Source organism: Sphingopyxis sp., assembly GCF_036675685.1.
Classification (GTDB): domain Bacteria; phylum Pseudomonadota; class Alphaproteobacteria; order Sphingomonadales; family Sphingomonadaceae; genus Sphingopyxis.
The window spans coordinates 184,895-197,922 of the sequence record NZ_JAKFEM010000005.1 but is presented as its reverse complement, the minus strand read 5'-3'; the positions used below and the strand labels follow the sequence as shown (position 1 = coordinate 197,922).

Annotated in this window: 13 protein-coding genes; 3 read left to right on the top strand and 10 right to left on the bottom strand. The window is 65.2% G+C overall.

Translation table 11 applies throughout. The annotated features are described in order from the left end of the window. Positions 1–17: 17 nt before the first annotated feature. From egtD to gluQRS, 5 genes are all read right to left on the bottom strand, one after another. Positions 18–1,004 (bottom strand): L-histidine N(alpha)-methyltransferase, encoded by a 987-nt coding sequence (egtD, locus tag V6M50_RS03145; protein ID WP_332817080.1) that lies wholly within the window; start codon positions 1,002–1,004, stop codon positions 18–20. A 1-nt stretch (position 1,005) separates the two neighbouring features. After that, positions 1,006–2,307, bottom strand: coding sequence for an ergothioneine biosynthesis protein EgtB (gene egtB / locus V6M50_RS03140; protein WP_332817079.1), 1,302 nt, complete (start codon positions 2,305–2,307; stop codon positions 1,006–1,008). 196 nt (positions 2,308–2,503) lie between these two features. Then, positions 2,504–3,085: a cob(I)yrinic acid a,c-diamide adenosyltransferase gene (locus tag V6M50_RS03135; RefSeq protein ID WP_332817078.1), complete on the bottom strand. Its 582-nt coding sequence runs from the start codon at positions 3,083–3,085 to the stop codon at positions 2,504–2,506. Between the two features lie 12 nt (positions 3,086–3,097). After that, positions 3,098–3,322, bottom strand: a complete 225-nt coding sequence (locus V6M50_RS03130; protein ID WP_332817077.1) for an HIG1 domain-containing protein — start codon at positions 3,320–3,322, stop codon at positions 3,098–3,100. A gap of 9 nt (positions 3,323–3,331) precedes the next feature. Then, positions 3,332–4,183, bottom strand: coding sequence for a tRNA glutamyl-Q(34) synthetase GluQRS (gene gluQRS / locus V6M50_RS03125; protein ID WP_332817076.1), 852 nt, complete (start codon positions 4,181–4,183; stop codon positions 3,332–3,334). A 170-nt stretch (positions 4,184–4,353) separates the two neighbouring features. Here gluQRS and V6M50_RS03120 point away from each other — a divergent pair, with 170 nt between their 5' ends. Beyond that, a complete protein-coding gene (locus V6M50_RS03120) occupies positions 4,354–4,920 on the top strand; it encodes an HNH endonuclease (RefSeq protein ID WP_332817075.1) in 567 nt (188 codons plus the stop codon). Positions 4,921–4,998: 78 nt separating this feature from the next. Continuing rightward, a complete protein-coding gene (locus V6M50_RS03115) occupies positions 4,999–5,421 on the top strand; it encodes a YbaY family lipoprotein (protein WP_332817074.1) in 423 nt (140 codons plus the stop codon). A gap of 9 nt (positions 5,422–5,430) precedes the next feature. Here the strand turns inward: V6M50_RS03115 and V6M50_RS03110 are convergent, their stop codons facing one another. Beyond that, positions 5,431–5,979, bottom strand: coding sequence for a hypothetical protein (locus V6M50_RS03110; RefSeq protein ID WP_332817073.1), 549 nt, complete (start codon positions 5,977–5,979; stop codon positions 5,431–5,433). Between the two features lie 108 nt (positions 5,980–6,087). On the opposite strand from V6M50_RS03110, the gene ppc reads away from it, so the two are divergent. Then, positions 6,088–8,766: a phosphoenolpyruvate carboxylase gene (gene ppc, locus V6M50_RS03105; RefSeq protein WP_332817072.1), complete on the top strand. Its 2,679-nt coding sequence runs from the start codon at positions 6,088–6,090 to the stop codon at positions 8,764–8,766. Positions 8,767–8,868: 102 nt separating this feature from the next. On the opposite strand, the gene V6M50_RS03100 is transcribed toward ppc, so the two are convergent. From V6M50_RS03100 to V6M50_RS03085, 4 genes are all read right to left on the bottom strand, one after another. Next, positions 8,869–9,384 (bottom strand): hypothetical protein, encoded by a 516-nt coding sequence (locus V6M50_RS03100; protein WP_332817071.1) that lies wholly within the window; start codon positions 9,382–9,384, stop codon positions 8,869–8,871. A gap of 153 nt (positions 9,385–9,537) precedes the next feature. Further along, positions 9,538–10,341: an SDR family oxidoreductase gene (locus V6M50_RS03095; protein WP_332817070.1), complete on the bottom strand. Its 804-nt coding sequence runs from the start codon at positions 10,339–10,341 to the stop codon at positions 9,538–9,540. A 135-nt stretch (positions 10,342–10,476) separates the two neighbouring features. Further along, positions 10,477–11,595: an acyl-CoA dehydrogenase family protein gene (locus V6M50_RS03090; protein WP_332817069.1), complete on the bottom strand. Its 1,119-nt coding sequence runs from the start codon at positions 11,593–11,595 to the stop codon at positions 10,477–10,479. A gap of 139 nt (positions 11,596–11,734) precedes the next feature. Beyond that, a complete protein-coding gene (locus V6M50_RS03085) occupies positions 11,735–12,916 on the bottom strand; it encodes an acyl-CoA dehydrogenase family protein (protein ID WP_332817068.1) in 1,182 nt (393 codons plus the stop codon). Between the last annotated feature and the right edge of the window lie 112 nt (positions 12,917–13,028).

The window sequence follows — 13,028 nt, the reverse complement described above, 5'->3', positions numbered from 1 at the left end:
CGCGTCAAGAGCGCGCGTCAGGGGGCGGAGCGAAACGCCGTCGCTTCAGCGAGGATCAGGGCGAAAGCGGGGTCGGCATCGTCCCACGTCGCGATAGGGGTCCAACCCGACGCGCGGAGCAGCAGATTCGCATCGCGGAGACCATATTTGTGGCTGTTCTCGCTGTGGATCGTCTCGCCCTTCGCCATATGATAGCGGTGACCGTCGACGGCGAAATCCATCGCGCACGCCGCGACCAGGTGCATTTCGATCCGCGCATGGACATCGTTCCAGATCGCGCGGTGGGAGAAATTGGCGACCGGAATATCGCCCTCGAGCTCGCGATTGATCCGTTCGAGCAAATTGAGGTTGAAGGCCGCCGTGACCCCCGCCGGGTCGTCATAGGCCATCTCGAGCACGCCCACATCCTTGATGCGGTCGATACCGATGAGCATCAGCGACCCGTCGCCCAGCGCCTCGCGCCAGCCCCGCAAAAGGTCGATCGCGGTCCGTGCGACCATGTTGCCGATCGTGCTGCCGGGAAAGAAGCCGAGCTTTGGCAGCGGGCAAATCTCGCGCGGGAGCGCGACACGCTGGGTGAAATCGGCCTCGACCGGATAGATGGGCAGGCCGGGAAAACGCGCGGCGAGCGCATCGGCGCTGCCGCGCAGGAAGTCGCCCGAAATATCGACCGGCACATAGGCGGCGGGAGCAATCGCATCGAGCAGCAGCGGGGTCTTGGTCGAGCTGCCCGACCCGAGTTCGACCACAGCGCGGCCGGGGCCGATCGCGGCGGCGATGTCGGCGGCATGCCGGGTCAAAAGGCTGGTTTCGCTGCGCGTCGGATAATATTCGGGGAGCGTGGTAATATCCTCGAACAGCGCAGACCCCGTCGCGTCGTAGAACCAGCGCGCGGGGATCGCCTTAGGCTGCTGGCTGAGCCCCGCGTGGACGTCGGCACGAAACGCGATATCGACGCCCGCGTCGTCCGCTGCAACTTGCCTAAGATTGCGCACAACGCCCATGTCAAAGATCCTTCGCGAGCCGCACGCCGGTGAATTGCCAGCGCTGGTGGGGGTAGAAGAAGTTGCGGTAGGAGGCGCGCAGATGGCCGCGCGGGGTCGCGCAGCTGCCGCCGCGCAGCACGAACTGGCCGCTCATGAACTTGCCATTATATTCGCCGACCGCACCGGGCGCGGCGCGGAAGCCGGGATAGGGGCGATAGGCGCTGCCGGTCCATTCCCACACGCTGCCGAACATCTGTTGCAAGCCGGTGTCAGCGCCGGGCGCGGCAGGTTGTACCGGCCCCGCGGCATCGAGTTGTTGCCCCGATGCCGGATCGAGCGCAGCCGCGGCGGCTTCCCACTCGATCTCGGTCGGCAGACGCGCGCCGGCCCAGCTGGCGAAGGCGTCGGCTTCGAAAAAGCTGATGTGGGTGACGGGAGCGGCGGGATCGATCTCCTGCCAGCCCGAAAGGGTGAACTGGCGTCCCTCGCGCCAGTAAGCGGGCGTATCCACATCTTCGGACTGCACCCACGCCCAACCGTCGCTGAGCCAGAGCGACGATGTGTGATAGCCGCCATCGTCGATAAACTGCTGCCATTCGCGGTTGCTCACCGGGCGGCTCGCAAGCGCGTGCGGGGTCAGAAGTGCTGAAAACCGCGGAACTTCACAGTCAAATGCGAAAGTGTCGCCAGCGTGGCCGACCGAAACCACGCCCTCGGCACCCTTGACCCATCGCATCGCACTCGCCTCACCGCGCGGCGGCAGAACGGCGGAAAACTGGGCAACTTTATTCGCGATTGCAGAATCGCCGCTCCACACGGCAGGGCCGAGCGGGTTCTGCGCGAAGAGATGCTTCAAATCGGTGAGCAGCAATTCCTGATGCTGCTGCTCGTGCTGGATGCCGAGCTCGACGAGCGCCTGCGCCGCGGGCGACAGGTCGGAAAGCGCGGTCTGCACCGCGGTGTCGACATGCGCGCGCCAGATGCGGACCTCGTCGAGCGACGGGCGGGTCAGCAAGCCGCGCTTCGGGCGCCCATGGCGCGGCCCTTCGGCCTCATAATAGCTGTTGAACAGAAAGGGATAGCGTTCGTCGAACAGGCGATAGCCCGCGACATGGTCGCGCAGCACGAAGGTTTCGAAGAACCAGCTGGTGTGCGCGAGATGCCATTTGGCGGGCGACGCGTCGGGCATCGACTGCGCGCTGGCATCGGCGTCGGAGAGGGTCGCCACCAGATCGAGCGACAGACGGCGGGTCGCGGCGAAGCGCCGTGCGAGCTGCTCCATCGTATCGGTCGTCGGCGAAGCGTCGGTGCGGCTGGCCATGGTGAGACAATCCCCCGGGGTGCGATTCGGTTTCGCTGGTGAACGGATTATGGTTACAGCCCGCCGGAATGTCTAGAACATTTAGGGAACATTGTTCAGACATACCCGTCATCCCGGCGAAGGCCGGGATCTCGACCTCGCATCCTTACTTCCCGGTGAGATCCGGCCTTCGCCGGGATGACGAATGAGTTGGACGTCAGCGCGTGGCGCCGGGTTTCCACAAGATGTCGCCGCCCGCCGCGGCGTTGAGGTGCCGCGTCAGCACGAACAGATGGTCCGACAGACGGTTGAGATAACCCAGCGCAATCGGGTTGAGGTCGCGCTCCGCTCGCGCCGCGACCGCCGCGCGTTCGGCGCGCCGGGTCACCGCACGCGCGAGGTGGAGCCGCGCCGCGGCCTCGGTACCGCCCGGAAGGATGAAGCTCTTGAGCGCGCCGAGCGCGTCGTTCATCGCGTCGATCTCGTCCTCGAGCCGCGCGATCTGGCTCGGCACGATGCGCAATGCCATGTCGTGCGGGCCGAAACCGAACTGGATGTCGGGCGGGGTCGCGAGATCGGCGCCGAGGTCGAACATCTCGTTCTGGATGCGCGCGAGCATCGCGGCCTCCTCGCTCGCCGGGTCGAGCGCCGCGGCGGCGATGCCGACCCAGCTGTTCGCTTCGTCGACGTCGCCGATCGCCGCCATCAACGCGTCCGATTTGGCGATGCGCGATCCGTCGACGAGCCCGGTGGTGCCGTCGTCGCCGGTGCGCGTGTAGATTTTGTTGAGCTTGACCATTGGGGCCGGAGCTTATTTGCCCGCGGCGAACAGGCCGACAAGCACGAGCAGGATGATGGTGATCGCCTGCCACTTCACGCGCGCCATCATCATCTTGTTCTGCATCACCTGATTCTCGTGCACGGCGCCGTCCATCTGGGCCTTGTGCCCTTGCGAGAAATAGAAGAGCCCCCGCGCGAGCGAGAAGAGGACGAAGCCGGCGGCGACCACGACGCCAAGGATGAGCAGGATTTCCATGCCCCCACTCTAGGGATTTTGCAGCGAATAGCCAGCGGGAAGCCGTCCGGCACGCAAATCGGCGGCGAGCGCGGGGCCATCGAGCCCGCCGTCGCGGAGGGCCTTGAGCGACGCCGCCGCGTCGCGTTTCGCCAGCCTTTTGCCGTCGGGACCGCAGACTAGCGCATGATGACGATAGAGCGGCGTCGCGAGGCCGAGCAGCGCCTGGAGCAACCGGTGGACGTCGGTCGAGGTGATCAGGTCGGCGCCGCGGATGACGTGCGTCACCCCCATCATCGCATCGTCGAGCGTGCTCGCGAGATGATAGCTCGCGGGGGCGTCCTTGCGCGCGAGGACGATGTCGCCGTGCGCGAGGGGGTCGGCGGCGCGGAGCCCCTGCCCCCCCTCTTCCCACGTCAGATCGCCCGCAGCCACGACGGCGCGGGCAATATCGAGCCGCCAGCAATGCGGCTCGTCGGCCATCCGCCGTTCGCGCTCGGCCATGCCCAGATCGCGGCAGGTGCCGGGATAGATCGCCCCGGACGGGCCATGCGGTGCGGCGAGGCTCGCGGCAATATCGGCGCGGGTGCAGAAGCAGGGATAGACGAGGCCGCGGCTGCGAAGCGCGCCCAGCGCGGCGGCATAATCGCCGAGCCGCTGCGACTGGCGCACCGGTTCGCCGTCCCAGTCGACGCCGAGCCATGCGAGGTCGGCGAGCGCGGCGCCGACATAGTCTTCGCGCGACCGGTTGCCGTCGATGTCGTCGATACGGATCAGGAATTCCCCCCCGGCCGCGCGCGCTGCGCCATGCGCCAGCACCGCGCTATAAGCGTGGCCAAGGTGCAGTTCGCCGGTCGGGCTGGGCGCGAAACGGGTCAGCATGGTTGGGGAGCAATTTCCATATCCTGTGGGAGGCGGGCGATTATCCTTCCATATCTTGCGATAAAAGCCCCCTTGACGTCAGAATCTGATGCGGCATGTAATACGCATGTCACTTGGGGAAGGCAGTGGCGCGCCAACCCGCGCAAATATGGGGGCAGCGTTCTAAAGCCATGTTCCATCCCGATCTCGTCCGGCATCCCGATAATTGTCCCGCGCTTGTCCTGAATGCCGATTATACGCCGCTCAGCTACTATCCCCTGAGCCTGTGGCCCTGGCAAACCGCGGTCAAGGCGGTTTTCCTCGACCGCGTCACCATCGTCGAAAATTACGAGCGCGAGATTCATTCGCCGACGCGGACGATGCCGATCCCCAGCGTCATCGCGCTGCGCCAATATGTGAAACCGTCGCAGCATCCGGCATTCACGCGCTTCAACCTGTTCCTGCGCGACCGGTTTTCGTGCCAATATTGCGGGTCGGGCAAGGATCTGACCTTCGACCATGTCGTGCCGCGCCGATTGGGCGGGCGCACAAGCTGGGAAAATGTCACCACCGCCTGCGCGCCGTGCAACCTCAAAAAAGGCGGCCGCACCCCGCAACAGGCGCGGATGCCGATCTATCACCAGCCCTGGCGTCCGACGAGCTGGCAGTTGCAGGACAATGGCCGCGCCTTTCCGCCCGGCTATCTGCACGAAAGCTGGATCGACTGGCTTTATTGGGATGTCGAACTGGAGGGATGAAAGGCGTACAACAAGCCGGACAGACACGGTTCATCGACGCGGCCCTAACGCGCCGCCAACCGTAACAGGAGAACAACCATGGTCCGTATCGCCCGCGCCCTTGCGCTCAGCCTCGTCACCCTGCCGCTCGCCGCCTGCGCGACGCTGGGGCCGTCCGAACAGCCCGTGTCGGTGACCGGCAACATCAGCTATCGCGAACGCATGGCGTTGCCGCCGACGGCGCAGATCGAAATCCAGCTCAGCGATGTCAGCCTGATGGATGCCCCCTCGCGCACCATTGCGCAGCAAAGCTTCACCGCCGACGGCCGCCAGGTGCCCTTCGCCTTTTCGCTGACCGTCGACCAGAACACGCTCGAGCCGCGGAACAGCTATGCGGTTTCGGCGCGCATCACCGATGCGTCGGGGCAGCTGATGTTCATCACCGACACGCGCAACAGCGTCACCTTCGACGGCCGGCCGCGGATCGACATGGGCACGCTCAATCTTGTGAAGACGCGCTGAGCGCTCTCATCAGCAATTGACGTCGGTTGGTACGCCCATTTCTTTCAGCATCGTCTCCACCCCCTCGAAGTCGAATTGCCATTCTTCTTCGGGACGGAGTTGTTTGATGGCGGGTGAAAATTCAATTCCTCCGCAACAATAACAAACCGCCAGCTCTCCGATCTGACGTCCTTTTCTGTCATAATACCGGAAGAAATGATGGGGGATGAAGCAACCGGCAACGGCGGAATTGGCATATTCCTTGGGCGTCATCCGGTACAGATGCACCGCCTTATCCAGCGTAGCCCGCTGAGATTTCGTCAGCACGGTGCCATCGGGCTTCGACATATTCTTTCCGGTGCGCTCGAATTCATCGAACGGAACGTCTTCAACGAATACCCGAACCTCTGCGGCTTCGGGCCATGGATGTATCGCCGTCTTCACACCGGCGCCTTTGGCTCCGATTTCAGTTCCAGACCCACTCGCTCGATCGGAACCCGTCATCGACAAGGAGAGGATAAAGCCGACCGCGACCAGCAGCGCGGCCCACACGGCAATCATGGCGTTTCGTTGCTTCATGCTTCCCCCTTCGTGCCAACCGATTTCAATAGTTTTAACGCGCGCGCAATAAAGGCATAGCTATGCGCCGCTTGACCCCGCGCCTTCGCAGGTGCAGCAAAGCGGCCCATGGGCCCGCCTATCCAGATCTCGCAAAATCCCGACATTCGCTATTTGGGGCGGATCCTCGGCGACGTCATTCGCGCCTATGGCGGCGACAAGCTGTTCCGCCAGACCGAATATATCCGCTCGTCGAGCGTCGATAGGCATCGCGGCATCGCGGGCGCCGAGGCGATCGACCCGGGGCTCGATGCGCTGAGCCTCGACGACACGATCGCCTTCGTGCGCGGCTTCATGCTGTTCTCGATGCTCGCGAACCTGGCCGAGGATCGGCAGGGGGTTGCGGCCGAGCCCGAAGCGACGGTTGCCGCGGCGATCGAGAAACTGCGCGAGGACGGGATCGACGGCGATGCGATCGCCGCGCTGCTGGGCGCGTCGCTCGTCGCGCCGGTGCTGACCGCGCATCCGACCGAGGTGCGGCGCAAGTCGGTGCTCGACCACAAGAACCGCATCGCCGAGCTGATGCTGCTGCGCGACAGCGGTGCCGCGGAGACTCCCGAGGGCGATGTCGTCGAGGATGCGATACGGCGGCAGATCGTGCTGCTGTGGCAGACGCGGCCGCTGCGCACCGAGAAATTGTTCGTTGCCGACGAAATCGACAACGCGCTGACTTATTTGCGCGACGTCTTCCTGCCCGTGGTGCCCAAACTCTACGCGCGCTGGGAAGCCGAGCTGGGGCAGCGCCCCGCAAGCTTCCTGCGCGTCGGCAGCTGGATCGGCGGCGACCGCGACGGGAATCCGTTCGTCACCGCCGAAACGATGCACATGGCGACCGCGCGCAACGCGGCGGCGGTGCTCGGCCATTATATCGATGCCGTCCACCACCTGGGTGCCGAATTGTCGGTGTCGGCGAGCCTCGCCGTCGTCCCCGACGCGGTCGAAGCGCTGGCCGAGGCGAGCGGCGACACCGCGCCGAGCCGCCGCGACGAGCCCTATCGCCGCGCGCTATCGGGCATTTATGCGCGGCTTTGCGCGACCTATGCCGAGATCGTCGGGCGGGCGCCGCCGCGCCCTTCGACGCTGGCGGGCAAGCCATATGCCACCCCCGCGTCCCTCCGCCGCGACCTCGTCACCATCGCGACGGGTCTGTCGGCGAGCGGTCAGGGCCAGTTCGGCGGAATCGGCGCGCTCGGGCGGCTGATCCGCGCGGTCGAGGTGTTCGGATTTCACCTCGCGACGCTCGACATGCGCCAGAACAGCGCGGTGCACGAGCGCGTGCTCGCCGAACTGCTCCGCGTTTCGGGGGTGTGCGCCGACTATGCCGCGCTCGATGAGGAAGCACGCGTCGCGCTGCTCACCGCCGAGCTCGCGAGCGACCGGCCGCTCGCCGCGCCGTGGCACCAGTGGAGTGACGAGACCGCGGGCGAACTCGCGATCGTCCACGCCGCCGCCGATGTACGCGCGCGGCTGGGCAATGATGCAATCTGCCAGTGGATCATCAGCATGGCGCAGGACCTGTCCGACCTGCTCGAAGTCCATGTCCTCGCGCGCGAGGCGGGGCTGTGGCGCAGCGGCGGCGAAGCGGGCAAATCGAACCTGATGGTCGTGCCCCTGTTCGAGACGATCGCCGACCTCGACCGCGCGCCCGCGATCATGGCGCGCTATTTCGCGATGCCCGAGATCGGTCCGCAGATCGGCGTGCGCGGGCATCAGGAAGTGATGATCGGCTATTCGGATTCGAACAAGGACGGCGGCTATCTGACCTCGACGTGGGGGCTCTACCAGTCGTCGCAGGCGCTGACCCCGGTGTTCGAGGAGGCCGATACCGCGATGCAATTATTCCACGGCCGCGGCGGGGCGGTCGGGCGCGGCGGCGGCAGCGCCTTTGCCGCGATCCGCGCACAGCCCGCGGGCACGGTGCAGGGGCGCATCCGCATCACCGAGCAGGGCGAGGTGATCGCCGCCAAATATGGCACCGCCGACAGCGCGGCAACGAACCTCGAGGCGATGGTGTCGGCGAGCCTGCTCGCGAGCCTCGAGCCCGAAGCGCTGAGCGACAAGGATGCGGCGCGCTTTACCGCGGCGATGGATGCCGTGTCGGACAGCGCCTTCGCCGCCTATCGCGGGCTCGTCTATGACACGCCGGCGTTCAAGGATTTCTTCCGCGCGATGACGCCGATCGCCGAAATCGCAACGCTGAAGATCGGGTCGCGGCCGTCGAGCCGCACCAAGAGCAATGCGATCGAGGATCTGCGCGCGATCCCGTGGGTGTTCAGCTGGGCGCAGGCGCGCGCGATGCTGCCGGGCTGGTACGGCACCGGCGAGGGTTTTGCGGCATTCGAGGACAAGGCGCTGCTGACCGACATGGCGGCGGGCTGGCCCTTTTTCGCGGCGCTGCTCGGCAATATGGAGATGGTTCTCGCGAAATCCGACATGGGGATCGCGGCGCGCTATGCCGAACTCGCGGGCCATATCGACGGGCATGAGACGATCTTCGCGCGCATCCGCGACGGGTGGAACCGCGCGCATGACGGGCTGCTCGACATCACGGGACAGACGCGATTGCTCGAGAAGAATCCGGCGCTCGAGGCGTCGATCCGGCTGCGCCTGCCCTATATCGAGCCGCTCAACCTGCTCCAGATCGAGCTGATGAAGCGCCACCGCGCCGGGGAGACCGACCCGCGCATCGCCGAGGGCATCCAGCTGACGATCAACGCGATCGCGACGGCATTGAGGAATAGCGGGTAACATATACGTCGCCCCCGCGAAGGCGGGGGCCGCAAGAGGCCTTGCCCAAGGTTGCTAGCGGCACCCGCCTTCGCGGGGGCGACGGTTTGTTTTTCGCTGCCGTCAGCTCTTGACGATCACCACCTCGCCCTTGGCGTTCGCGCCGTCGGGACCGAATTTGATCGTGAAATCAGCGCCGTCCTTGTCCTTGCCCGCGAGCGTGTCGCCGGTGCGCGTGACCTTGACGCCCTTTTTCGCGAATTCGGCCGCCATCCAGTCGGCGGCCTTTGTCGGCGCGGCGGGCGAGGTGAAGCCAAGTTTCACCGTCGCCTTGTCGGCGCCATTCTTGTCGTTCGCGTCGACGTCGACCTTGGTGACCTTGCTGCCCGGATAGAGCTTCACCCCGTCGATGTCGAAATCGCTCTCGATATCGAGATCGACGAAATCGGGAATGTCGATGTCGATCGCGGCACCGTCGCCGCCGATCTTGATATTGCCGCCGTCCTTGCCGGTCTTGATCTGGACCCCGCCACCGTCGCCCTCGGCATTGATCGACACTTCGGTGCCGTCCTTGGCGTCCTTCTCCTGCCCGCAGGCGGCGAGGAGCATCATCGGCGGGATGAGGAAAGCCAGACGCATCGGGAATCTCCTTGGTGCATTAGTTGCATAATACACCTTCGCCGCGCGCGAGTCAATCGCGCCCCTCTTCGTCATGCCGGACTTGATCCGGCATCCATTCCGGCGGCGCGGTCGTGGACCCCGGATCAAGTCCGGGGTGACGAAGGAGTAGAATTACGCGTCGATGCTGGTCCGCACGTCGCCGTGCACCAGCCCGCCGTCGACGGTGATCGTGTCGCCGACGACATAGTCGCCCGCCTTCGACGCAAGGAAGATCGCGGCGCCCGCCATGTCTTCGGGCACGCCGATGCGTTTGACCGGGATGCTTTGCGCGACCGCGTCGCCATGGTCGCGCGCGGCCTTGTTCATGTCCGACTGGAAAGCGCCCGGCGCGATCGCGGTGACGAGGATATGATCCTGCACCAGCCGCGCCGCCATGCGCTTGGTGAGATAAAGGATCGCCGCCTTCGACGCATGATAGCTATAGGTTTCCCACGGGTTGAGCCGCATCCCGTCGATCGAGCCGATGTTGATCACTTTCGCGGGGCGGTCGTGCGTGCCCGCGCCCTTGAGCAGCCCGTGCAGCGCCTGCGTCAGGAAGAAGGGCGATTTGACGTTGATGTCCATCACCTTGTCCCAGCCCGCTTCGGGGAAACCCTCGAAGGGTTCGCCCCACGCGGCGCCGGCATTGTTGACGAGGATGTCGAGGCGCTCCTCGCGCGCTTCGAGTTCCGAGGCGAGCGCGCGGCAGCCCTCGACGGTCGAGAGGTCGACGGGCAGGCCGATGACCTTGCCCGGATAGCGCGTTTCGAAATCGGCGACGGCTTCCTCGATCTGCGCGCTCTTGCGCGCCGAGATATAGACGCGCGCCGCGCCCGCGGCGAGATAGCCCTCGACGATCATCTTGCCGATCCCTCGCGAACCGCCGGTGACGAGTGCGATGCGGCCGTCGAGGCCGAACATGTCCTGAAGGTTCATAGTGCAATCCTTTTTTCTCCCTCCCCTTCAGGGGAGGGTTGGGGTGGGGCATGTCGGGCGATCCGCCCTCCCCGCTGCGACTAGCGAGCAAGCTCGCAAGTCTCGCTGCCCCTCCCGCAAGCGGGAGGGGTGAGATTAGTAGCCGTTCATCCGCGCGACCTGATCGATGTGATAATGCACATCGCCCATATATTCGGCGAGCGCGCGGTCGCGTTTCATATAGAGGCCGATGTCATGTTCGTCGGTCATGCCGATGCCGCCGTGCATCTGCACGCCCTCGCGCACCGCGAGGTTGGCGGCGCGGCCGGCCTTTGCCTTGGCGACCGAGACCATCAGCTTTGCGCCCTCGCTGCCCTCGTCGAGCAGCTGCTGCGCCTTCATCACCGTCGCGCGCGCGACTTCCATCTCACCGTAAAGATGCGCGGCGCGGTGCTGGAGGCCCTGGAACTCGCCGATCAGCTTGCCGAACTGCTTGCGTTCCTTGAGGTAGTTGACCGTCATGTCCATCGCGCCCTGCCCGACGCCAACCATTTCGGCGGCGGCACCGGTGCGCGTCGCGGCGAGCAGTGCGTTCAGGACATCCTCGCCCGCATCGACTTCGCCGATCACCGCGTCGGCATCGACCTCGACGCCATCGAGCGTGACATGGCTCGCGAGCGAAGAGTCGACGAGGCGGCGCGGGTCAGCGGTCAGGCCCTTCGCATCCCTCGGCACCGCGAACAAAGTGATCCCGCCGTCGGTCTTGGCCGCGACGATGCTCATGTCGGCAACATGGCCGTGGAGCACGAAGCTCTTCTTGCCGTCGAGACGGAAGCCGTTGCCGGCGCGCGTCGCGGTGGTCGCGATGCGGTCGGGACGGTGCTTGGCGCCCTCGTCGATCGCGAGCGCGATGATTGCCTCGCCCGATGCGATCGCGGGAAGCCAGCGGTCGGCCTGTGTGCCGCCCGCTTTGGCGAGCGCGGCAACAGCGCCGACGCTGGTCGAGAGGAAGGGCGACGGGGTCAGGTTGCGGCCGATTTCCTCAAGCACGATGCCCGCCTCCATATGCCCCATGCCGAGCCCGCCATGACCCTCGGGAACGAGCATGCCGGGCAGGCCCATTTCGATGAACTGCGCCCAGAGGTCGCGCGAGAAGCCGGTCGCGTCGGCGCTGTCGCGGAGTTTGCGCAAGTGCGAAACCGGCGCCTGTTCGGCCACGAAAGGCGCGACGCTGTCCTTGAGCATCGCCTGATCGTCGTTGTGGTAAAGCGGCATAATCAGAAAACTCCGTTCGTCCTGAGGAGCCATTGAGCTTGTCGAAATGGCGTCTCGAAGGACCGTCGCGTATGTGTCCTTCGAGACGGGCCTTCGCCTCCGCTCAGTCCCTCCTCAGGACAAACGGAGGTGGTTGATTTCATGCCCCCGGCAAATCCAGAATCCGCTTGGCGATGACGTTGAGCATGACTTCGCTCGTCCCGCCTTCGATCGAATTGGCCTTGGTGCGCAGCCAGCCACGCGCCCTTGCGCCGCCCTTGGTCTCTTCGCTGTCCCATTCGAGCGCTTCGCTGCCGCCCCCCGACATCACCAGTTCGTGGCGGCGCTTGTTGAGCTCGGTGCCGACATATTTCATCATGTTCGAGCTGGCGGGATGCGCGCGGCCGGTCTTCCACATGTCCATGAAGCGCTCGCCCATCGCGCGGTACGCGAAGACATCGACATCGAACGCAGCCATTTCGGCGCGCAGGATCGGGTCGTCGAGCTCGCCCGCAGCATTCTTGCCGAACGCCTTGGCAAAGGCGCCGCCGATGCTGACCATGTCGCCGCCCGCGCCGCCGCCCGAGATCATCTCGCGTTCGTGGCCGAGCAGATATTTGGCGACATCCCAGCCGCGGTTGATTTCGCCGATGAACTGCGTCTTGGGCACTTCGACATCGTCGAAGAAGGTTTCGCAGAAGGGCGAGTTCCCCGAAATGAGGAGGATCGGCTTGGTCGTGACCCCCTTGCTCGCCATGTCGAAGAGCATGAAGGTGATGCCCTGATATTTGTTCGCCTTGTCGGTGCGGACGAGGCAGAAAATCCAGTCGGCCTTGTCGGCGTAGCTCGTCCAGATCTTCGATCCGTTGACGACCCAATGGTCGCCCTTGTCTTCGCCGAAGGTTTGGAGCGAGACGAGGTCGCTGCCCGAGCCGGGTTCCGAATAGCCCTGGCACCAGCGGATTTCGCCGCGCGCGATCGGGTTGAGGTACTCGACCTTCTGTTCCTCGGTGCCGAATTGCAGCAGCGCGGGGCCGAGCATCCAGATGCCGAAGCTGTCGAGCGGCGAGCGCGCATTGATGCGCTTCATTTCCTGTTTGAGGACCTTGGTCTCTTCGGGAGTCAACCCGGCACCGCCATAAGGCTTCGGCCAGTCAGGCACGGTATAGCCCTTGCTGACACAGGCTTCGAGCCACTGTTTCTGGGCGTCGTTCTTGAACACCCAGTTACGCCCGCCCCAGCAGACGTCACCTTCGTCGCGGATGGGCTCGCGCATTTCGGCGGGGCAGTTCGCCTCCAGCCAGCCACGCACTTCGGCGCGAAAAGCGTCCAGATCGCTCATGTTTCAGGCTCCTCTTCCTGTCCCAAATCTAGGAGCAGTCGCCTGCTTTACGCAAGCGTCAACTTGGCCGGGCGCACCTGCCGTTACGGCGCCGTAGCGTCCGTTTGACCAG